General features: G+C 34.4%; 16 protein-coding genes, 2 tRNA genes and 6 pseudogenes. 15 read left to right on the top strand and 9 right to left on the bottom strand.

Annotated features, from left to right (window positions below):
• Positions 1-20 precede the first annotated feature (20 nt).
• The 5 genes from ACE38O_RS05260 to ACE38O_RS05240 all read left to right on the top strand — a co-directional run bounded on the left by ACE38O_RS05260 (position 21) and on the right by ACE38O_RS05240 (position 7274).
• The gene (locus ACE38O_RS05260) at positions 21-914 is read left to right on the top strand and encodes a hypothetical protein (RefSeq protein WP_374698495.1); all 894 of its coding nucleotides are present in this window, start codon (positions 21-23) and stop codon (positions 912-914) included.
• 101 nt (positions 915-1015) lie between these two features.
• Positions 1016-1390 (top strand): hypothetical protein, encoded by a 375-nt coding sequence (locus tag ACE38O_RS05255; RefSeq protein WP_374698494.1) that lies wholly within the window; start codon positions 1016-1018, stop codon positions 1388-1390.
• 44 nt (positions 1391-1434) lie between these two features.
• The gene (locus ACE38O_RS05250; RefSeq protein ID WP_374698493.1) at positions 1435-3789 is read left to right on the top strand and encodes a type VI secretion protein; all 2355 of its coding nucleotides are present in this window, start codon (positions 1435-1437) and stop codon (positions 3787-3789) included.
• Positions 3770-6658, top strand: a complete 2889-nt coding sequence (locus ACE38O_RS05245) for a hypothetical protein (RefSeq protein WP_374698492.1) — start codon at positions 3770-3772, stop codon at positions 6656-6658. Before ACE38O_RS05250 ends, ACE38O_RS05245 begins: the two co-directional genes overlap by 20 nt.
• Before the next feature lie 121 nt (positions 6659-6779).
• Positions 6780-7274, top strand: a complete 495-nt coding sequence (locus tag ACE38O_RS05240) for a hypothetical protein (RefSeq protein ID WP_374698491.1) — start codon at positions 6780-6782, stop codon at positions 7272-7274.
• On the opposite strand, the gene ACE38O_RS05235 is transcribed toward ACE38O_RS05240, so the two are convergent.
• Positions 7271-7762, bottom strand: a complete 492-nt coding sequence (locus ACE38O_RS05235) for an SH3 domain-containing protein (RefSeq protein WP_374698490.1) — start codon at positions 7760-7762, stop codon at positions 7271-7273. The two genes, ACE38O_RS05240 and ACE38O_RS05235, sit on opposite strands and share 4 nt — an antisense overlap.
• A gap of 70 nt (positions 7763-7832) precedes the next feature.
• Between ACE38O_RS05235 and ACE38O_RS05230 the strand changes: the two genes are divergently transcribed.
• Together ACE38O_RS05230 and ACE38O_RS05225 are read left to right on the top strand one after the other, a co-directional pair.
• A complete protein-coding gene (locus ACE38O_RS05230; protein WP_374699093.1) occupies positions 7833-9170 on the top strand; it encodes a pyruvate dehydrogenase complex dihydrolipoamide acetyltransferase in 1338 nt (445 codons plus the stop codon).
• Between the two features lie 79 nt (positions 9171-9249).
• Positions 9250-9894: a hypothetical protein gene (locus tag ACE38O_RS05225; RefSeq protein ID WP_374698489.1), complete on the top strand. Its 645-nt coding sequence runs from the start codon at positions 9250-9252 to the stop codon at positions 9892-9894.
• A gap of 15 nt (positions 9895-9909) precedes the next feature.
• Here the strand turns inward: ACE38O_RS05225 and ACE38O_RS05220 are convergent.
• A pseudogene (locus tag ACE38O_RS05220) lies at positions 9910-10998 on the bottom strand (IS481 family transposase).
• A gap of 332 nt (positions 10999-11330) precedes the next feature.
• Positions 11331-11406: transfer RNA gene (locus ACE38O_RS05215), tRNA-Lys, on the bottom strand.
• Between the two features lie 339 nt (positions 11407-11745).
• On the opposite strand from ACE38O_RS05215, the gene ACE38O_RS05210 reads away from it, so the two are divergent.
• Together ACE38O_RS05210 and ACE38O_RS05205 are read left to right on the top strand one after the other, a co-directional pair.
• Positions 11746-11821 (top strand) — tRNA-Ala (locus ACE38O_RS05210).
• 265 nt (positions 11822-12086) lie between these two features.
• Complete coding sequence (locus ACE38O_RS05205; RefSeq protein ID WP_374698488.1) at positions 12087-12674, top strand: hypothetical protein; 588 nt, start codon at positions 12087-12089, stop codon at positions 12672-12674.
• Between the two features lie 15 nt (positions 12675-12689).
• On the opposite strand, the pseudogene ACE38O_RS05200 reads toward ACE38O_RS05205, so the two are convergent.
• Positions 12690-13451 (bottom strand): annotated as a pseudogene (locus ACE38O_RS05200) (integrase core domain-containing protein); the annotation flags it as partial.
• Positions 13452-13561: 110 nt separating this feature from the next.
• On the opposite strand from ACE38O_RS05200, the pseudogene ACE38O_RS05195 reads away from it, so the two are divergent.
• From ACE38O_RS05195 to recF, 5 genes and pseudogenes are all read left to right on the top strand, one after another.
• A pseudogene (locus tag ACE38O_RS05195) lies at positions 13562-14650 on the top strand (IS481 family transposase).
• A gap of 176 nt (positions 14651-14826) precedes the next feature.
• Positions 14827-15384 carry a group II intron maturase-specific domain-containing protein gene (locus ACE38O_RS05190; protein ID WP_374698487.1) on the top strand — a complete coding sequence of 186 codons (558 nt, stop codon included), beginning with the start codon at positions 14827-14829 and terminating at the stop codon, positions 15382-15384.
• Positions 15381-15704: pseudogene (locus ACE38O_RS05185) on the top strand (transposase); the annotation flags it as partial. The gene ACE38O_RS05190 and the pseudogene ACE38O_RS05185, both read left to right, overlap by 4 nt.
• Before the next feature lie 302 nt (positions 15705-16006).
• Entirely contained in the window at positions 16007-16474 is a 468-nt protein-coding gene (bcp, locus tag ACE38O_RS05180) for a thioredoxin-dependent thiol peroxidase (RefSeq protein ID WP_264688477.1), read from the top strand.
• Between the two features lie 16 nt (positions 16475-16490).
• Positions 16491-17570 (top strand): DNA replication/repair protein RecF, encoded by a 1080-nt coding sequence (gene recF, locus ACE38O_RS05175; protein ID WP_374698486.1) that lies wholly within the window; start codon positions 16491-16493, stop codon positions 17568-17570.
• An 84-nt stretch (positions 17571-17654) separates the two neighbouring features.
• Here recF and ACE38O_RS05170 read toward each other — a convergent pair.
• The 5 genes and pseudogenes from ACE38O_RS05170 to recA all read right to left on the bottom strand — a co-directional run bounded on the left by ACE38O_RS05170 (position 17655) and on the right by recA (position 22231).
• Positions 17655-18743: pseudogene (locus ACE38O_RS05170) on the bottom strand (IS481 family transposase).
• Between the two features lie 63 nt (positions 18744-18806).
• Positions 18807-19508, bottom strand: a pseudogene (locus tag ACE38O_RS05165) (alanine:cation symporter family protein); the annotation flags it as partial.
• Positions 19509-19539: 31 nt separating this feature from the next.
• On the bottom strand, positions 19540-20310 hold the full coding sequence (locus tag ACE38O_RS05160; protein ID WP_374698485.1) for a CDP-alcohol phosphatidyltransferase family protein: 771 nt from the start codon (positions 20308-20310) through the stop codon (positions 19540-19542).
• Positions 20307-20999: a phosphatidylserine decarboxylase gene (locus ACE38O_RS05155; protein WP_374699092.1), complete on the bottom strand. Its 693-nt coding sequence runs from the start codon at positions 20997-20999 to the stop codon at positions 20307-20309. Before ACE38O_RS05155 ends, ACE38O_RS05160 begins: the two co-directional genes overlap by 4 nt.
• Positions 21000-21163: 164 nt before the next feature.
• Positions 21164-22231 (bottom strand): recombinase RecA, encoded by a 1068-nt coding sequence (gene recA, locus ACE38O_RS05150; RefSeq protein WP_374698484.1) that lies wholly within the window; start codon positions 22229-22231, stop codon positions 21164-21166.
• Between the two features lie 141 nt (positions 22232-22372).
• Between recA and truA the strand changes: the two genes are divergently transcribed.
• A complete protein-coding gene (gene truA / locus ACE38O_RS05145) occupies positions 22373-23110 on the top strand; it encodes a tRNA pseudouridine(38-40) synthase TruA (protein ID WP_374698483.1) in 738 nt (245 codons plus the stop codon).
• The last annotated feature ends 27 nt before the right edge of the window (positions 23111-23137 follow it).

Raw genomic sequence — 23137 nt, 5'->3', positions numbered from 1 at the left:
CAGCAATAGTACAAACAATTTTGGATATTACTAACAGGAGCAGCAGTGTAAGCTCAATACCAAATGCTGTTGAAGAAAATATTGAAGATCAAATGCAGCTAAAACATATTGAAGAGCAAAACAACACACAAGAAACACCCTTGAATGTAGCTGAGAAAAAAAGTGGTGATAATAAAATACTTAGTAATTCAGATGTTACAGAGGAAGTGTTTGAAAAATATAGCAAGGTTGTGGAAGAAATAGAGGAGAAGCAAACTTCTAAACTCAGTAGTGACAGTGAATCAGATAGTGGAATGGGTTCACGTGAACTATCAGCAACAAGCACTTTATCTGAAGAAAGTTTAAACTCAACACTAAGCTCTACTGAAGAAGATAATGGTTTGCAACCAGAGGATGAAGGAGAGACAAAATTAGTACACCTAACTAAAACAAGGTCCAAAGGGCCAAGTGGACGAAGATCTCCTTCTAAATATAATAAAAAGATTGAAGATCAAATGCAACCAGAGCAAGTCGTGAAAGAAGAGCTAAAGTTAAATAGTGAGAAATCTGGATCAACATTACCTGGGAAAGAGGAACTTAAACTTGAAGAACAAAAGAAGGAAGCTGTTTTAAGTGAACAAAGTGCTCCTGATAATAACAATAACGATAAAGAGGTTCTATCTAAAAAACAACCCAATAACAGAAATCTTCACGTTGCACTTGTAGCAGGTTGTGCCCTTTTAGCAGTAGGGTGTCTTGTTGCAGGAGCAATGACATCAGGATTGGTAGGAGAAGGATTGCTTATTATGGCTGCAGTGTTTACTATAGCAACAGCAGTCACATGGTATTTAACCCCCCCTTCAAGTGAATTAACATCCACCAATTTGAGTCGTCCTGTTGATGATAAAGAGCTTACAGCATGTTCACATCTGTAAAAATTAAATATGTGTTACTTGTAGTGGATAAGTGAATTCAGCTCTTGCCTGTTGATGTAAAAGTTGTTATAGTTGAGGAGTGTTTAAAAGGTGTTTAGTTTATGCACGTTCAATTGAATAAAGTTTTGGTTTTTATAGCCCTGTTAAGTTTTATTTTTGTATCATATTCTAGCGAAGCAAGTTCGGTGAGTGATGAATTAAAGGATGTACAAGAAACGGTAAAAGATTTTATTTCTTCATTTTCAATTAAAGATACTATAGAAAATATGAGTCCTTCAACAATCATAGGGTTGTGTATAGCTGCGGTGATACTTGCAGTAGTGTTCAGAGGTCTAATCTTTTTTATGATAATGTTTGGTGTACTGATCATGATGTTTGGTAGTACAGAAAAGGCAACAGACTACTTAAAAGAAAAATTTAATTTTGCAAAAGATATAAAATTACAATCCGATAGCGAAAAAAAAGATAAAAATTAAGATAGTATTTTTATCTTTTTTAATTATCTTTATTGAATACGCATATGCAGCTAAAAGTACCAGCAATTAACTCTAAGTTTGAAAAAAAGAACAACTTAGCATTACTAGAGAGCATTGATTTAGATTTTATTCCTTATGCTTGTCATTACAACGAAGAAACCATACTAACAAAACAGGGAGAATTGTTAAAAATAATCAAGTTAGAAGATTATTCTTCTGTTGATAACTACAGCGACCTTAGAACTGAAATCAGAAAAAGCATATCAAAAAATATTAATAGCCTATATTTTACCGTTTGGATTCATACTGCCAGAAAGCGCAATAAACTAAGTTTAAAATGGAATAAAACTGAAGACTTCTCTGATGATCTACATTCAACATGGTTTAATAAACTAACTGATAGTAAATTACAGTATATAAATGAATTGTACGTTGTGATATTGTTTAGCGATTTTGGCAAGCATACTAATAATTCATTTCTTTTTAACAGAATAAAGAATAAGCATAAGCTGTCTTTACAAGAAAGCCACCAGGAGTTGCAAAAGATAACTGACTTAATTCAAAGTGACCTAGAACCTTTCGGAGCTAAAAAGCTGGGTCTAAGGTTTAGTGAGGGTAACATATATTCTGAAATGACGGAATTTCTTCATTATATTGTTACATTAACGCACAAAGATCACCCAATATGTGAAAGGGATCTGTCGCAACATGTTGAAAATTTAAAGATAGCTTTTGGTTTCAATACGTTTCAAACAATATTTGAAAATCAACAAAAATTTGGCTCTATTTTCAGCATGAAGGAATACCGGGAAATCCCCTTAGGCAATATAGATAGGTGCTTGCAGCTTGAATCTGAATTTATCATTACAGAAATAATGATATTTACTAGTAATAGTAAGGCAATAAAAGAATTTAACAAACAAATTAACATGCTGCAAATTAGTGAGGATAATACCTTACTTAAAAGCTCAGGAATTGAAGAAATAATAGAGCTTGAAAAGACCTCTAGTCTAGACTTCTGTCAACAGAAAATTATTTTTACAATATTTGCAGACGATAGGAATAAGTTAGCTGAAGGTATTGGTGATTTATCTTCTATAATGTCATTGATTGGCTTCATGATGTTTAGAACTGATCTACATATGGAAAGTCATTTTTGGGCACAACTTCCAGGCAATTTTACTTTTATTACGCAACCGAAAAATATATTAGCAAAATATGCTTGCAGTTTTGCTATGCTGCACGATTTTACGTCAGGTACATTAAAAGGAAGAAGGTGGAAAGAAGCGGTAACGGTCTTTTTTTCAAAAAAAGGAAGTCCTTACTTCTTTAATTTTCATGGAAAAAAAAACAATGGTCACACTACGGTACTTGGAGCTCCAAATTCAGGCAGAACCTCACTCATTAATTTCCTATTATCAGAATCAAGAAAGTTTAACCCAAGAATTGTCATATTGGATAACACTGGAAAATCAATAATTTTTACTAAAGCAGTGAGTGGTAAATATTACATAATTGACCCAAAATATAAAGATAAAAGCCTAAAATTTAATCCACTAAACATTGAAGACAGTGCTTCCAGTCGCAATATGCTGATTGAACTGATCAAAAGAATGGTAGCCGATACGAGCTTGGTGGACGTAGAAGAAAAGATAAGAAAAATTGTGGATTCTATATTTGCTATACCAAGGGAATCGCGTTCTATTTCACAAATTTCTGAGGTGCTTTTGCTCCTCGGGGGTAAAATAAGTAGATGGTGTGATGATGGTGACTTTGCTTACTTATTTCAAGATGGTGATGAATCAAATATCGACTGGGAGGTAAAAACTATATCTCTCAACACTGCAAATCTCACAAAACAAAAAGAATGTATGTCCGTGATACTTTACTATTTTTTATATTCTTTTGAGGCAAAATGTGATGGTTCACCTGCAATACTTGTTTTGGATGAAGCATGGGAGATAAGTAATATTTTTCCTACAGAGAAAGAGTTTGATAACTGGATGCAAAGAATGACGGAACTAAATGTTGTGGTAATCCTAAGTACTGAGAATTTGAACCTCGCATTTGCTAGCAAATTTACTCAATATTTAGACAAGCATGTTGATACAAGGATCTTGATGCCAAACGTCAATGCAAATAGATTATACATGAAAGCATTTTCTTTATCCAAAGAGGAGCTGAATATAATTCTGCAGACGCCAACACAGGAAGGTTTATTTTTGATAAAACAGTATAAAGGGTTAGTAACTTTAAATTTAGATTTAAAGAATATGCAAGAAATATATGTACTTTCAGCTAATAAAGAGACTATAAAGTACATGTACGAGGCAATAAAGGAAAAAGGGGAAGAAGCTAATAAGTGGTTACCGGTATTTTATGAGAAGTGTAGAGCTTAAAGCTAAATTTTTTTTTCTAGCATTAATTTTGCTAATTGCAAGTAATGGATATTCTGATACTTGCACAAATATATACACTCGTACTGATTTTGAAGCTGGGGGAAGCACAATAGGAAAAGGTCTTGCGAACTTCTTTACTGGTAAGTGGGATGATTTAAGCTTTGATCCTCACTTATTAAAAGAAATTAAAGTAACAGCAGTCAAAGACCAAGGAGTTGATGGTTATTTTAATCCAAAGATTCAAGTTTGCGACTATAAAGGAGGTAATTGTTATGTATTAGCTAATGGAACGTCTTGCCGCCAGATATACGGAACACAGGCAAGCGGAGCTGGAATTTCTGCAGCAGTTTTTATCGACTGGGAAGGAGATAAAATGTTAGGTGATGGAAAAATTAAGGAAGGAATTGCGAAAGGTCTTGAGTGGGAGTGGGTAGATAATGTTACTGATGAAGAAAAAAAGAAATTTGCTAATTCTCCTAAAATATGTGCTTGTAGCCAAAAAGCGGCTTGTGTAAGTGGTATTTTTGAATGGGCTGATAAAGTAGGTGAAGGAGCAAATATTTTTCGCCCTGGAGGAATGGAAAATATTTGTGATACTTGCTATCAGAAAAAAGTAAAATGTGCTCCTGTGCCACTTGCACCTGGCCCACCTCCACTTTGTGAACAACTTGCGATGTCACCTCCACAAGTTAGAATCGTTCCTATAACAAATGGAGACAATGATTATTTTGACCCTAAGGTTAAGGTAATAATTGGTGATCTGAAAGGAAGAGATGGGGAGATTGGGGAAAAGTTAGATTTCCCTAAAGGGTATGGAGAAAATAAAGCTGAGTGGCGCTCTATTTTGGATAGAGATGGCACTACACACTACTTCAAAACCTATAGAGAAAAAGATAAGCTCTGCGCTGAATACCGTGGAACTCAAAGTATAGATGATCTGCAGTTCGTCCGCTGTTTTCCTGCACCACCTGCTCCAGAGCCTGAGGTAGTAAAGGTAGTAGATGAAAATACGTTGGAAATAAAAATGAGGATGAGCGAGAGCACTTGTACTTATAGAGCACATGGAATTTACAGTAATGGTTCCTGTACTTTTAATGTTAATGCTGGTTCTTCTACAAACATTGGCCCTCTATCTTTAAAAGTAGTACAACCAGCAATAGTAGCAAAAACAACTGATAGTAATAACGAAAAAAGTTATATTGATAATATTATAGAAGGTATATTAGAAAGTAATCCGCAACAATTTGAAGTTCTGAAAGAATATGACTATGTTCCTGATATTGAAACAGAATGTAAAGAGTTTCAAGGAAATAAATGCAAATTGAACAACTTAGGACAACCAGAAATAGAAGTAAAGTATAAAGAAAATTCTAACAGTAAAATGCTTTGTCTTTCTGGCTGGCAACCACAACCAGAGGAGTTTGTTCTTGAAAGAGAAGGTAAGATAGTACCACTAAAATCAATGAGAACAAGATATATTAAATATAATGCTGTTTACTCAAAGGAATCAAATCAGTTCTATTATCTTCCAAGCAAGGAAATAGTCGACCTATTAAACAGACCTCAAGGTCGGCTGGATAAAATAATATTCAATAAACAAGGGTATGTTTTCTTTCCTGATGAAAATAAGCAGGAGAAGGGAAAATGCAGTTACTGCGTGGATCGCGATAAAGACATAGATGAACAATTTACAAACAACAAAGTCAAAGTAGTATATAAGTTGATAGATGCAGAGCATAAAGAAGTAATATGTAAGCAAGGTGATGATGGTTGCATTTGTTTTGGTGGAGTGTGTAGTCGCTCAACACGATATTTGAATAAAAAAGATGGTAGTTCATTTTACTTAAGGTATGAGGAAGTGGATTGTAAAGATAAGGATGTTAAAGTACAAAAGTGCACACAATTAAAAGATCAACTGATTAAAGCAGATAGAACAGAGGTCTTTTACGCTGATAAATTGTGTAGGTTCGATTTAGAAGGTCTCAAAGAGAAGTTAAAAGAGATAATCGAGAAACAACTGGAAAAAAAGAAACAAGAACCGGAAAAAAAGAGCGAAAAATCCCGTGATTTTGGAAGTGGAAATTCTGATTTTGATGGCTCACAAACAACATCTAGCCATGTTGAAATAGAAGTGTGGGGATGTGGTGAAGCAGGTCACATAGAAAATACACCCAATCACTGCAAACATCATGTAGATGACGCCACCAAGAAGAATGCCTGTTCCACTGAAACTAGAGCAGGAATGCCAGGAGATTATATTAAAGCTGAATTGGAAATTGATCTTGATTATCCTATCTTTGAAATTGAAGCTTCAGAGGGAGGAGGTAACAGAGAAAAGAGATACACAGATAAGGATGGGGGTCCTATTTTTATAAGAAAGTGTCGTGTAGGCAAACAAGAGTGCAAGGATTTAATCACTATGGGAGGTGGAGGTATCTATAAAGAGTATGAGTATGAAGGTCGGTATAGGGATTATATGGAACCAATAATTGATGATAGTGTAAAATTAAAAGAAAAAACCACAACAACAGGATTGCGGGATACTGAAGATAATAGGATAGCATATATAAAAAATGGTGAAATCAAGTATGAACCAGTAGAGTGTAGAAAGGGTTTTAGAAGCAGTAAACCTGGTGCAGGTGGTTGCATTGATAAAAGCAAAGGAATTTATGGTAAAGGCTCTGCAGGGCAGGTGAAGGTAACGCCTATTATAAAGGGATTTGACAAAAACATAATAGATGATGCTATTGAAAAAAGAATAGGAAACCGATATGATCCCGGGGAGGTTAGGGATTTTTCGAGGAGTGAGTTTGATACGAGTTTAACTAAGATGATTGAAGAGGAAATCAAAAAAGAATTGTTAAGGTAAAAAGATATAGCTCTGAGAATTATGCTCTCGTTTTAATAATTAATTAAAACAAAGCATGTAGTAAATGGTGTAATTGTTGTATCTTAACAAAAAGGTATAACGAATGTAAGGAGGGTACTTTATGTCTCTAAAGAATAGAATTTCTGAGCTAATAGAACAACAATTTAGCATTAAATACCATGACAATTATTTGGCTTACACTATACATAAGTGGGCTGCAAGTGAAATATCTAATTCTATTGCTTTTTGCATAATTGGTTGTGGAAATTGTAAGATTGGATATCAAGATGTTGCAAATTCATTCAACATAACAAAAGAAGAAATTGATCAAGGTAATATTGCACGCATAGAAAGTAAAATAAAAAGTGAAGCTGAAAAAGAAGGTAGTGAGTTTTCTGAGTTGATCTCTAGAATGGATCAATCGCTAAAAGAGCAGAGTGAAAAGTCTATTGTACAAATTTTAGATTCATCCGCTGAGGAGATGTTAAGGAGTTTTTGTGACAGCACTGCATGGCAAAACAATTCTCCAGAGCCTCAAGAACTCTCTGCTTCATCTGAAGAACTTGCTACAGAAGGTTTGGAAACTACTACTAATCAAGGTCTTTCGCCAGTCTAATCAACTCCCCATATAGATTCTTTCTGTACCCATGCTTTGCGTTTCGATGAGGACAGCAAACACCATTTTTCACTGCATTTTTTTATTTTCATTACAACAAACTTGTCTATTTTCATAGTAATCTTGCTGTCTACACTCTGTTTTTGATATCCATAAGTATCTTCTTTTAAAATTGCGTGGTGCTTATCACTAAGCAGATTGCCTTTTATCCATCCGCAGTCTTCATGTACATCACAGACCTTTTTCCAACTCTCAAACTCTTCTATCACTTTCAGGGGCAGATTTTTGCAAGTGTATATCCATTTTACAGGATAGTGAAACCCTGGCCCTGTTCTCATGTTGATCTTATTTGATTTGGTTGAAACAAAGTTATTAGCAAACAAGCTATGGCTAAATAATAAAAACAATAGGATAATAGCACTGAACCAAGATCCCAGTGTCACGCACTGGGATGACGTGAGGGATAGTGTAACAGACTTATTCATCATAATTCACGATTAGATTGACATAAGATAAAGAGTAAATTAAAAATTGAATAGATCTTTAAATGCAAAATCAATGCCTATAGAAATATTAATGCCTGCTCTTTCACCGACAATGAGCAAAACTGGAGGAAAAATTGTCAAGTGGCATAAAAAAGAACAAGAGAAAGTTGAAGTAGGCGACGTAATTGCTGAGATAGAGACTGATAAAGCCATAATGGAGTTTGAATCTGTAGATGAAGGAGTTTTAGCAAAAATTTTAGTAACAGAAGGAACAAGTGGCGTGCCTGTAAATCAACCGATAGCTTTAATGCTGGAAGAAGGAGAAGATGAAAGTGCACTCGGTAACTATGTTTCAGCTTCTGCTACCAATATTGAAGCTAAGAAAGAAGTTGAAACCAATCCCTCAGTGCCATCCAATTCCTCAATGTTACCCAACTCTTCAATATCATCCAACCCTCCAATGTCATTCAACTCTTCAATATCATCCCAGTGCGTGACACTGGGATCCAACTCCTCAATGTCATCCCAGTGCGTGACACTGGGATCTAGAAAAGAAGAAGATACTAAGACAACAGAAGGTAGAACAAAAATAAGCCTATTAGCTAAGAAAATAGCTCAAAATGAAGGGGTTAATGTGCAGCAATTAAAAGGTACAGGACCATATGGTCGCATAATTAAGGCTGATGTGTTGGAGTCTTTAAGCAGTAGTATACGCACTGAAAGTCCTGAGAAAGATACCATAGTTGAAGTAAGCAATATACGCCAAGTGATAGCACAGCGCTTAACTGAATCCAAACAGAACGTTCCACATTTTTATTTAACTGTAGATTGCCAAGTTGATAAGCTAATATCGCTCAAAAATGAGATTAACTTAGCAGATGAGAGTAATAAAGTGACAATCAATGACTTAATTATAAAAGCTGTAGCTTTTAGCATGAAAAAATTTCCTGATATAAATTCTTCGTGGATAGATAATAAAATACTGAGATATTCAAATATAGATATTTCAATTGCTGTGGCACTTGAAGATGGACTCATTACCCCCATAGTGAAAAACGCTGATAAAAAGGATGTTTTATCTATATCAAAAGAAGTGAAAGATTTAGTAAGCAGAGCAAGATCTGGAAAATTAAGGCCAGAAGAATTTCAAGGAGGTGGGTTTACTATTTCCAATTTAGGAATGTTTGGTATAAAAGCCTTCAGTGCTATAATCAACCCACCGCAATCTTGCATTATGGCAGTTGGTGCATCCAAAAAACAACCAATTGTTATGAATGAGAAAATAGAGATAGCAGAAATAATGACAGTAACACTTTCTGTTGACCATAGAACGGTTGATGGAGCACTCGGAGCGAAATTTTTAAACGCTTTTAAGCATTATATAGAGAATCCTCTGGCAATGCTTATTTGAAACCTATTAGCATTATTATTACAAAATTAATACCTCTAAGTTTATAATTTTATTAGTTAATAGGTTTAGAGGTAAAAAAATGAATACTACAGTAGAAAAAAATAATCCAGAAATTTTTCCTAAAAATGAAGGAAAGATTAACTCAAAAGGCATGGTTGCCCCACCTGTTCCTCCGAAATCTTCCCAAGCTAAATTTGCTGGAAGGCGAGCAATTTTTGAGCAGAATGGAACACCAAAACAACCAGCTAAAAACACCTCTGATAATCTTGAGAGAACATTTTGTCCAAGAATGCAAGATTTGATGAAAAATCATAATATTGACATTCATGAAAGCACTAATAAATTAAATGCAAGAGAGAAAGCTGATTCTACTGCTCCAAAGCCTAATGTTATGGAGGAAAAGAAAGTTACTTTAGCTGCAGGAGATAAATTAGAAACCGTAAAATTTCTCGAAACACTAAGCAAGAAAGAAAGAGAAAACTTTGGATTTTCTCCTAAGCAGCAAAATAACCAAAAAGTTGAGACTAGCAAAAAAACTTATAATCCACTTGATTGGAATCCAATCTATCAAGGTAAAAAGCGCTTTAGCTTAGACAATATGTCGAGTAATTTGTCTTCATGTAGTGAAAAAAGCAATATTTCAGATATAAGCGATAAGTCTAATAATTCAAACATTGTCAGATGTAATATTACTAGGAGTAACAGTGTAAAAGACAAGATTTAATGTGACAGACAAGAATTAACTGACAGAAGAATTGAGGTAGTCAAAACTAATATCAGGCTCTTGTTTAATGCTACTAATGTTTTTCTGAAAAGCAATATATTTACTATCAAAAAACGTTTGCATAGGTGTTTTGCCATAGCAATACTTACCCGAGTGAGGCCTTGTCTCATTATAAGAACGCAACCAATAATCAACATCAATCTGTAGATCTTCCAAAGAATTGTAGATTTTCTTTCTAAAGATAATATTGTAACACTCATCTTGCATGGTTCTATGAAATCTTTCACATATGCCATTGGTTTGTGGAGAGTTGGCTTTGGTTCTAGAATGATCGATATTTTCGATTCCCAAATATAACTGATAAGCGTGATTTTCTGGCTTGCCACAATACTCTGTACCCCTATCAGTTAGAATGCGTAATAATGGAATTTTCTGCTCATCAAAAAATGGAATAACTCTATCGTTGAGGAGGTCTGCAGCTGTAATAGCTGTTCTGTCCGTGTAAAGTTTAACCATTGCAACTCTCGAATAAGTATCAACAAAAGTCTGCTGATAAATTAGCCCTATACCTTTGATATTGCCCACATAATAGGTATCTTGAGAACCCAAATAACCTGGATGTTGTGTCTCAATTTCACCATGAGCTTCCCTTTGTTCTTTAACTTTTTCTAAAGCTGTAAGTTGTTCTTCAGTTAAAATGATTCCTTCTTAAGCTACTTTTGTCTCTAGCGCTTTAAGTCTCTTTTTGAGAGTTTCAAGGTCATTTCTTAGCCATACAGACCTTACTCCTCCCTGAGAAATTATTATACCTCTTTTTCTCAGTTCATTTGCAGCTCTTTCTTGCCCATATGCTGGAAATTCTGTTGCTATACCAATCACTGCTCTTTCTATATCGTCGGAAACTCTGTTCGCTAATAGCGGTTTTTTCTTACTTATTTCATGTAATGCTTCCTCTCCTCCATTTTCATATAACTCCTTAAACCGATAAAATGTATCTCTTGAGTATCCCATCACTTTGCATGCTTGAGATACATTTCCTAGTTGTTTTGCTAGCTCTAATAACCCTAGCTTTGGTTTTAGTATTTTTGTTTGTATTGTACTCATTTCTAACACTCCTTTCTTTTATTATTTTATAACTTACTTATTTTAAGTGTCAGATCAAGTCCTATTTAATACAACCCAACTATGTTCATGGAGAAAACAGGTCCTCTTTAGCGTCACGCGAAATTTACTCATTTACTTTTCTCAAAATAGCAAAAAAGTACCTACCTTTTTGAGAAAAATAGTGGAAAATTAACAGATTACGGAAAGAAAACAGGAATTTTGGGGCAAATAATTAGACAAAAAGGCTGTACATATAGGTGGTTAAAACAGGCTACTGTGGCGGGTTTTATGTTGTGGTAAATTACTATAGAGAGAAGTTCGTAAAACACGACTGGTGATCCCGACGCGATTCGAACGCGTGACCCACTGATTAAAAGTCAGTTGCTCTACCGGCTGAGCTACGGGATCATTTCATTTTTCAGCTATACTAAACATCAATACAGTTTTTATCCGTTTTAATCAAACTAAAATTTTCATGTGTGAATTATATAATATACTGCGTTAGTGATAATTTAGTTAAAAAATCTATGAATAATTTAAAAAAAATTTTACTTGATTAAACTTGTTAATTTTCGGTTCACAGATTTATTTGGATGGTATGACATATAACGCTAAGGAGACAAAAAAATAGAGAATTGTGTACACTCTGCAGAATTTGCACATTATTATAATGCTTAGTAATAGCCTAATAGATAAATATTTCTTGCATTTCAGCCTGAGTGATTTATGCTTTAAGCAAGAATATTTGGGGGTATAGCTCAGCTGGTAGAGCATCTGTTTTGCACGCAGAAGGTCAGCGGTTCGATCCCGCTTGCCTCCACCAATATAGGTTCTAGCATATCATAAGGTCAGCTTATTTTAGCCCATTAGTATTTTATACTAGTTCTCTAAAAAATCCTTATTTCTTTTCATAACTCCTCTCTACACAAGTAATATTTGTTATTACAATTCCAACATATGCTAACTTAACAATAAATTAATCAATAAATGTTAGAATACTAACAATTAATTTATTGGTAATACCTATGAGTGGAAAAAAACATGTTTTTAAGATAGTGCCTGGACAAGGGGTATTTAACGAGACTAGAATGCGGATATTTCAAGGTTCCGTAGATGGTGAAGAGTTAACTTGGAATAATTTTAATAAAATTTGGTTTACTCCACTGGATGATGAAGACGATAGAGTACTAGACTTACCTATAAAATTTTGCAACGCTCCAAATGATGGTCCTTTTACAATTGTTGCATGCATAAAGGAGAATGGAAAAGATTTGAAACAAACATCTTACCGTTGTGATAAAGGAGAAGGTCTAATCACAAATTGTAAATTTCCAGTCGTGCCATTTAGAAACGCTAAACTCGGTTATGAAAATAACTTACATTCTTTTGTGTATCTTAATGAAAAATTAATGAAGATATCAATTGACTACGAAGTATCAAAACCTTCTGATTATAACACAAAGTATATTTACGTTCTTAAGGCACAACCAGTGGAATATAAATATGTAACATGGGAAGAGTCAGGTGATACATACAAATATTATTTTTCAGATGATCAAGGGAATATTATTGACTCACCTGACAATGAGGCACTCCAATATATTGAACGGCACGTCAAGGAAGAAGTAATACAAGATATAGTATCATCTAAAATACCTGTAAAAGACAAGATTTAATGTGACAGACAAGAATTAACTGACAGAAGAATTGAGGTAGTCAAAACTAATATCAGGCTCTTGTTTAATGCTACTAATGTTTTTCTGAAAAGCAATATATTTACTATCAAAAAACGTTTGCATAGGTGTTTTGCCATAGCAATACTTACCCGAGTGAGGCCTTGTCTCATTATAAGAACGCAACCAATAATCAACATCAATCTGTAGATCTTCCAAAGAATTGTAGATTTTCTTTCTAAAGATAATATTGTAACACTCATCTTGCATGGTTCTATGAAATCTTTCACATATGCCATTGGTTTGTGGAGAGTTGGCTTTGGTTCTAGAATGATCGATATTTTCGATTCCCAAATATAACTGATAAGCGTGATTTTCTGGCTTGCCACAATACTCTGTACCCCTATCAGTTAGAATGCGTAATAATGGAATTTTCTGCTCATCAAAAAATGGAATAACTCTATCGTTGAGGAGGTCTGCAGCTGTAATAGCTGTTCTGTCCGTGTAAAGTTTAACCATTGCAACTCTCGAATAAGTATCAACAAAAGTCTGCTGATAAATTAGCCCTATACCTTTGATATTGCCCACATAATAGGTATCTTGAGAACCCAAATAACCTGGATGTTGTGTCTCAATTTCACCATGAGCTTCCCTTTGTTCTTTAACTTTTTCTAAAGCTGTAAGTTGTTCTTCAGTTAAAATGATTCCTTCTTAAGCTACTTTTGTCTCTAGCGCTTTAAGTCTCTTTTTGAGAGTTTCAAGGTCATTTCTTAGCTGTATTAAATAGGACTTGATCTGACACTTAAAATAAGTAAGTTGTATTAAATAGGACTTGATCTGACACTTAAAATAAGTAAGTTATAAAATAATAAAAGAAAGGAGTGTTAGAAATGAGTACAATACAAACAAAAATACTAAAACCAAAGCTAGGGTTATTAGAGCTAGCAAAACAACTAGGAAATGTATCTCAAGCATGCAAAGTGATGGGATACTCAAGAGATACATTTTATCGGTTTAAGGAGTTATATGAAAATGGAGGAGAGGAAGCATTACATGAAATAAGTAAGAAAAAACCGCTATTAGCGAACAGAGTTTCCGACGATATAGAAAGAGCAGTGATTGGTATAGCAACAGAATTTCCAGCATATGGGCAAGAAAGAGCTGCAAATGAACTGAGAAAAAGAGGTATAATAATTTCTCAGGGAGGAGTAAGGTCTGTATGGCTAAGAAATGACCTTGAAACTCTCAAAAAGAGACTTAAAGCGCTAGAGACAAAAGTAGCTTAAGAAGGAATCATTTTAACTGAAGAACAACTTACAGCTTTAGAAAAAGTTAAAGAACAAAGGGAAGCTCATGGTGAAATTGAGACACAACATCCAGGTTATTTGGGTTCTCAAGATACCTATTATGTGGGCAATATCAAAGGTATAGGGCTAATTTATCAGCAGACTTTTGTTGATACTTATTCGAGAGTTGCAATGGTTAAACTTTACACGGACAGAACAGCTATTACAGCTGCAGACCTCCTCAACGATAGAGTTATTCCATTTTTTGATGAGCAGAAAATTCCATTATTACGCATTCTAACTGATAGGGGTACAGAGTATTGTGGCAAGCCAGAAAATCACGCTTATCAGTTATATTTGGGAATCGAAAATATCGATCATTCTAGAACCAAAGCCAACTCTCCACAAACCAATGGCATATGTGAAAGATTTCATAGAACCATGCAAGATGAGTGTTACAATATTATCTTTAGAAAGAAAATCTACAATTCTTTGGAAGATCTACAGATTGATGTTGATTATTGGTTGCGTTCTTATAATGAGACAAGGCCTCACTCGGGTAAGTATTGCTATGGCAAAACACCTATGCAAACGTTTTTTGATAGTAAATATATTGCTTTTCAGAAAAACATTAGTAGCATTAAACAAGAGCCTGATATTAGTTTTGACTACCTCAATTCTTCTGTCAGTTAATTCTTGTCTGTCACATTAAATCTTGTCTTTTACACCTTATTATCTCAGGTGAAGTACTAGAAAATGAAGTTAAACCTCTAGTATCATCCTTTCTTCATGAGAGAGGTCTTATTCTTTCTGAAGAGAAAACAAAGATTACATCTATTATAGCAGGGTTTGACTTTCTTGGTTGTAATGTGCGTAGATATAATAAGAAATTAATCATTAAACCTTCGAAAGAAAGTATTAAGAGGCTTCTTAATAAAGCGCGTACATTAATAAAAGCGAAAATAGCAAATACACAGGCTATAGTAATTAAGTCACTTAACTCTCTACTGAGAGGATGGGGAAATTACTATCACCATGTGTGTGCTAAAAAAGCGTTTAGAAAGATCGATAATGAAATTTGGCATAGTTTATGGAAATGGGCAAAGAAAAGACATCCTCGCAAAGGATTACGTTGGATAAAAAATCGTTACTTCAAGGTAATGGGTCAACGCCAATGGGTCTTTGCTGCACCCATATGCAAGAACAAACCAAAAGAGATACGGTATTTAAGACTGCTTAAGCTGATTGATATACCTATCAGACGACATGTTAAAATCAGGGCGGATGCAAATCCACTTGACTTAAAATGGAAAAAGTATTTTGATGAAAGAGTGAAACGAACAAGAATGTTAGCAAGCTCCTTTTCAAGAGAAGGTTCTCTACTGTTAGTGTCACCACTAAAGTTGATGTATTCTGAGGATTTATGAAAGACAAGCCGGTTCGAGAAAAGAAGAACTTAGATAAGGGGCTCAAGCGTAGTGTGGGGAAACCTGCATGCTGCGTTTCTAAGGGAGGAAGTAGTAGTAATACTACTTCCTTACCTAACCAGCTCGCTAGAGACAAGGGCTTCGAAAAACGCGCACAAGCCTATGCTGGTAAAGTTTACTCAAGGCAAACTGATAAGTACGCTAGTTTGCAGAAGATTTTCTTTATTGCAATATCAAACTGTACTTTATTTCCTAATAAGGTCAATTATATACCTAGCCATACCATAAGAGATGATGAAACTAATGAGCATGACTTACAATGCTTAAGCTTAAAGCATTAGATGCTTTTTACAAGATACAAGGCAGAAACTTATCAATAAGCCCCCATCAAGAATCTTATCTGTTAGCTATATATAAAATTTGATACTCTGACTACAATATACTACTATAGATAAAAGTGTTATCAATGGAGCAAAGTATGGAATTAACAGTAGGAAATAATGTACCATACTACTATAATACCACAGAAGTGGTATTAATGGAGCGAGGTATGGAATTAGCAGTAGGAAATAATGCACCATATTACTATAATACCATAAAAGTGTTATTAATGGAGCAAGGTATGGAATTAGCAGTAGGAAATAATGCACCTGATTTTAGCTTACCAACAGATTCTGGTGAAAATTTATCATTGAGTGAATTTTTTGATAAAAAAAATGTAGTCCTTTATTTTTATCCTAAAGACGATACTCCGGGTTGTAGGATGGAGGCAAAAGGCTTTAGAGATAAAATAGATGATTTCTCTTCCCTTGACACAGTGATAATTGGTGTATCAAAAGATAGTGTTAAGCGCCACGCTAACTTCAAAGCAAAATATTCTCTGCCATTTTCCTTAGTTTCTGATGAGAATGCTGAAATGTTGGAAAAATATGGTGTTTGGGTAGAGAAAAGTATGTTTGGCAAAAAGTATATGGGAATAGAGCGCACTACTTTTTTAATAGATAAAAAAGGTAAAGTAGTGAAGATCTGGAAAAATGTAAAAGTTAGTGGGCATGTTGATGAGGTTCTGGAAGAAGTAAGGAGAATGTAAACTAAAGAATAGGTTAATGGCTACCCATTGCTACATAAAAAAGCTGAAATTACATAATTTTCGTAGCCACTCAAACTTTGAACTGGATTCAGATGATAGCTCAGTTGTAATAACTGGCAAAAATGGTATTGGTAAAACTAATATACTTGAAGCAATCTCGTTGCTTGCTAAAAGCAATGGAATGAAAAAAGCAAAAGCCAGTGAGATACAAAATAGATTCAGTAATGAAGATTGGGTAGTGCACTATGATTTTTTTAATGGAACGGATTTTAATTCAATTGGTATCGCAAAGAGTTTTGATAAGAAACTAATACAAATTGATGGAAAAACGCAATCAAGTTATTCATCTCTGTATAAGATATCCAATGTAATATGGCTGATTCCACAAATGGACTATGTTCTTCTTAATTCTCCAAGTGACAGATTAAAATTTTTAGACCGTATAGTTTCACTGTTTGAAGAAAATTACACTTGCTGCTACATGAAATATAGAAAAGCTAAACATGAGCGAAGTAAACTATTGAGGGAGAACATTTTGAACAAAAACTGGTTCTCTAGTCTTGAAAACATAATGGCCGTTAATGCAGTTAGTATTTTACATATGCGATCATCTGTTTTAAAAATATTACAAGATACAATTGATAACCATTCCAGTAAGCTTTTTCCGAAGGCAAGTTTGAAATTCAGCAGCCAGCTAACTTTGGACGATACTGCAGAATATTTTCAGAATCGTCTAAAGGAAAACAGAGAAAAAGATTCATTGACTGGTAGAGTAACCCTTGGTGTGCATAACGATAATTTTCGGGTTTTTTGTCAAAAAAGAAACGTACCAATAAATCTGTGCTCCACTGGAGAACAAAAGTTATTACTGCTTTCTATTATTTTATCCAGTGTAAAAGCAAGGTGTATTCATTACAATAAGGCACCACTTCTTCTACTTGATGATATAATGTCTCATCTGGATAAACATTACAGAAAGGCGTTAATAGAGGAAGTGTTAAGTATTCAATGTCAAACTTGGATAACTGATGTAAATCAAGATAATTTCAATAGCTATCTTTATTCTTTCAAGTTTTTTGAATTGTTAAGTAAATAAGTGACAATATTCTTCTGCAAAAGGAAAGAAATACTTACGTCCTTGGTCTTTGTAAAAGACAAGATTTAATGTGACAGACAAGAATTAACTGACAGAAGAATTGAGGTAGTCAAAACTAATATCAGGCTCTTGTTTAATGCTACTAATGTTTTTCTGAAAAGCAATATATTTACTATCAAAAAACGTTTGCATAGGTGTTTTGCCATAGCAATACTTACCCGAGTGAGGCCTTGTCTCATTATAAGAACGCAACCAATAATCAACATCAATCTGTAGATCTTCCAAAGAATTGTAGATTTTCTTTCTAAAGATAATATTGTAACACTCATCTTGCATGGTTCTATGAAATCTTTCACATATGCCATTGGTTTGTGGAGAGTTGGCTTTGGTTCTAGAATGATCGATATTTTCGATTCCCAAATATAACTGATAAGCGTGATTTTCTGGCTTGCCACAATACTCTGTACCCCTATCAGTTAGAATGCGTAATAATGGAATTTTCTGCTCATCAAAAAATGGAATAACTCTATCGTTGAGGAGGTCTGCAGCTGTAATAGCTGTTCTGTCCGTGTAAAGTTTAACCATTGCAACTCTCGAATAAGTATCAACAAAAGTCTGCTGATAAATTAGCCCTATACCTTTGATATTGCCCACATAATAGGTATCTTGAGAACCCAAATAACCTGGATGTTGTGTCTCAATTTCACCATGAGCTTCCCTTTGTTCTTTAACTTTTTCTAAAGCTGTAAGTTGTTCTTCAGTTAAAATGATTCCTTCTTAAGCTACTTTTGTCTCTAGCGCTTTAAGTCTCTTTTTGAGAGTTTCAAGGTCATTTCTTAGCCATACAGACCTTACTCCTCCCTGAGAAATTATTATACCTCTTTTTCTCAGTTCATTTGCAGCTCTTTCTTGCCCATATGCTGGAAATTCTGTTGCTATACCAATCACTGCTCTTTCTATATCGTCGGAAACTCTGTTCGCTAATAGCGGTTTTTTCTTACTTATTTCATGTAATGCTTCCTCTCCTCCATTTTCATATAACTCCTTAAACCGATAAAATGTATCTCTTGAGTATCCCATCACTTTGCATGCTTGAGATACATTTCCTAGTTGTTTTGCTAGCTCTAATAACCCTAGCTTTGGTTTTAGTATTTTTGTTTGTATTGTACTCATTTCTAACACTCCTTTCTTTTATTATTTTATAACTTACTTATTTTAAGTGTCAGATCAAGTCCTATTTAATACAATTAAATATATACACATACCCACATATAGCACTATCATAATTGGTGCTAAGCTCGTTGAAACGAAAGCAATGCGCTTTATTCCTCCCAATATTACAATAAAGACAAGTAGGGATATAATAATGGATGCGTTGTATTCGAAGAGGTTATTTGACAATGCTGCTATCTGATTCGCTTGAAATGGTATACCGCCCAAAATCATTGCAGTAAGTAGCATAATCGCATAAGTAAAGGCAAGAAATCTACCAGTTTTTGCAAATCCAATTTTTGCAAGCCCGTACTTCATGTAATAAAAAGCCCCGCCAGTTGCATTTTCAGAGCGATAGGTGAATGCAAGCACCACCTCGGCAAACTTTATCGACATACCAAGTATTCCGGTAATTACCATCCAAAAAACTGCACTTGGGCCCCCTATTGTGATAGCTATTGCAACTCCTGATATTGTTCCAAGACCAACTGTTCCTGAAATTACTGTTGCAAACGCTTGAATATGAGTGATTATGCCATTGTTATTGTTATTACACTTTAGATTGAATAGCGTCTGTATTCCATGCTTGAACAATCTAAAGTTAGTGAATTTGAATTGGATGGTACAAAAAACCCCAGTTGCAATTACCCAAATAATTATAAATGGAATGTTGAATATCTTTATGTACAGAAATGAATTTAACAGTTCACTTATTTTTACAATCATGCTGCTCACTACTTTTTATTACGACTTATAGCTAACGAGCTTTATACGAGTAATATATATAAAGCCCAGTGCTTGCTGGAATAGTAAGTACATACACTACACCTAAAATTGGTAGAGTCATCCAGGGCTTACTGATGAAAAATACAACGAGTACTCCAAAAAATGACACAAATATATAGGATAGGCTTTTGGGAATATAAATATATTTTGCAGAGAAAGTTGGAATGTGACTTATCGAAAAAAATGAAATGGCCAGAAAGTAACAAGCTACGTTTCTTGTGTTAAAAAATCGCTCTATGAGAAGTAAGTATTCACTCTCATGAGATTGAAAGGTAATAATTATTGGTAACAAAGAAAGTAAAGCACACACTGGAGCTGGAACACCAGAAAAGAAAAATTTTTCCCAGTGTGATTGTTCTGAGTGTAGCGAAACATTAAATCTTGCAAGTCTTATTGATATGCAGATTACGTATATCATTACTAAAATCCAACCTATGACTTTGATTTCGTTTAGCTTCCAAAAATACAAAAGAAATGCAGGCGCTGCACCAAAATTTAGAAAATCTGCAAAAGAATCAAGCTGGGCTCCAAAATCGCTAGTTGATTTTAGAATTCTAGCTATTCTGCCATCCATTCCATCTATTATTGCTGCAATGATGATAAAAATTACTGAGAATTCCCATTGTTCATTAAATGTAAATTTAAGTGAAGTGAGACCAGAACATAAACCCAATAAAGTTATAAAGTTTGGGAATAATTTAGTAATAGGTAAGAATCTACTGTTACTTCCATCGTTATTCATATAACGTCAAAAGTAAGCTTCTCTTGAACGTTTTCCTTATTTAAGTTTGCTATAATTGTTTCACCACCAATAACAGTTTGCCCTTCTGAAACTCTGACTTCTATATCAGCAGGAACATAAATATTCACTCTACTACCAAATCTTATAATTCCAAACCTTTCACCTGCTTTCACATTCTGGGATACTCCTAAATTACAAACGATACGACGTGCAATTAATCCAGCTATTTGCTCCACAATAATTTCTTTTCCCTTTTCGTATTCAATCACAATAACCTGCTTTTCATTTTCATTACTAGACCTATTGCTCATTGCGGATACAAACTTGCCTTTTTTATAATTCATTTCCTTTATCGTACCAGATATTGGTATACGGTTCACATGGACGTTCAAAACACTTAAAAATATGCTAACAAGCGTGAACTTCTTCTCTTCTCCATTTTCTGCCGATAAAGGATAATTAACTTCTTCAATTTTTGAAATCACACCATCAGCAGGACTTAATATAAGATCCTTATTGTTTGGCACAGCTCTTGCTGGATCGCGAAAGAAATAAGTACACAATAATGTCGGAAACAAGCACGTAATACCAAACCCCCAAGATATAGAGAATGCTATACACGTTACTATAAAGGCAATGACTATAAATAAATAACCTTCCCTGTTTATATTAGGTAAACTAAAACACATAATCTTATTCACAATAACCTATTGTTAACAATTTATCATTTATAATTTCTCATGAAAAGCTTTTTTTAACTGCTTCAGCAAAGTCCTCTTGATACAAGGTAACATTACAGATTAGCACACACCGTCATACTGTAACAACCCATCCAACACAAACTAAGTTTAGATCAGAACACTGATTCTTCTAAAAGTTGCTCACTATCCTCATTAATTGTGATAGAATTATCATAATTTCCGAGCAAATCTCTGATTTTCATTTCTATCTCACTTGCAACTTCTTTGTTTGTTTTTAAGTAAGTTTTTACATTCTCTTTTCCTTGTCCAAGACGTGTATTGTTATATGAATAGTAAGCGCCTGCTTTTTCAAGCACACCAAGCTTTGCTCCCATATCTATTATTTCTCCGAGTTTTGATATACCTTCATTGTACATTATATCAAATTTCGCTTCTCTAAATGGAGGAGCAACTTTATTTTTTACAACTTTAACTCTTGTTTCATTGCCTGTAATATTTTCTTTGTCTTTTATTACACCAATTTTTCTTATGTCAAGCCTTACAGAAGTATAGAATTTTAATGCATTTCCACCCGTGGTAGTTTCAGGATTTCCATACACTACTCCTATTTTCATACGAATTTGATTAATAAATATCAATATACAGTTCGCTTTTGAAACGGCAGAGGTTAGCTTTCGTAGCCCATGGCTTAAAAGCCTTGCTTGCAGTCCCATGTGCTGATCACCCATATCACCCTCAATTTCAGCTCTTGGAGTTAATGCTGCAACGGAGTCAATAACTATTACATCAACTGCACCAGAACACACTAAATACTCAACAATGTGCAATGCTTGTTCCCCAGTATCTGGTTGCGAAATTACTAGATCATCAGCGCTTACCCCAAGTTTACGAGCATATAAGACATCTAATGCATGTTCTGCATCGATAAATGCGCATGATCCTCCTTTTTTTTGTGCTTCAGCAATCACGTGCAAGGCAAGAGTGGTTTTACCAGAACTCTCGGGACCAAATATTTCAATTATACGTCCTTTTGGCAGACCTCCAACACCTAGAGCCGAATCAAGCGCAATTGATCCTGTGGATATTGTGTCTATTTTCTCTACAGGGTTTTGCTTCAACTTCATTATTGCACCTTTACCAAATGCTTTTTCAATCTGGCTTATTGCGTTATCTAATGCTTTTTGCTTATCATTATTTCTTTCTTCTGAGTTGTTTGCCATGGATCATTTATTAACTTGTATAACTTCCATGATAATCGAACGTGAACAACCTGCCAAGGGTTTTTTAATAACGAAGAACGTTATCGTAGAAAAATTAGCTACCTAAATTATATTAAGAGAGAAAGTTAGATAGACTCTGCAGTGCGATACAAAATAACGATAGAATACAATGGTAGTAGTTTCTCTGGCTGGCAGAAGCAGCAACATTCTGCTAATTCAATCCAGGAAGCCATAGAAAATGCTATATTTAATTTTAGTGGTGAGAAAGTTACTTTGTACTGCGGTGGCAGGACTGATGCAGGGGTTCATGCTTTAGGACAAATTGCTCATTTTGATATGGAAAAGGAATTTGAGCTTTATAGAATAAGAAACGCAATAAATTATCATTTAAAATCAATTCCCATAGTTGTACTGAATGCAGAAGTTGTAGATGATGCGTTTCACGCACGGTTTTCAGCAAAAAAAAGATATTACGAATACAGAATAGTTAATCGCTATGCTCCTGCCGCTCTGGAGACAGGTTATGTATGGCAAGTATTTAATCCACTTGATGTAAATATTATGCGTGAAGCTGCTAAACATCTACTTGGAAAACATGACTTTTCAAGTTTTCGTTCAAAAGATTGTCAAGCCGCAAATCCGATGAGAACAATTGATGATATCGATATAATACAAAATGGGAATCATATACACATCAAAATATCTGCTATTTCCTTTTTACATAACCAAGTGAGGATCATTGTGGGTACTTTAGTTGAATTTGGAAAAAATAGAACTAATCCACAAGAAATGCTAAATATATTAAACCAATGCAAAAGAAATGCAGCTGGAGTTACTGCACCACATTTTGGCTTATATTTGGTAAAGATAGATTACTAATTTAATAAAAAGTAACGTTCTTAGTGA

Source organism: Wolbachia endosymbiont (group B) of Limnophora tigrina, from assembly GCF_964263235.1.
GTDB lineage: Bacteria > Pseudomonadota > Alphaproteobacteria > Rickettsiales > Anaplasmataceae > Wolbachia.
This window is presented reverse-complemented; position numbering and strand designations above follow the sequence as displayed.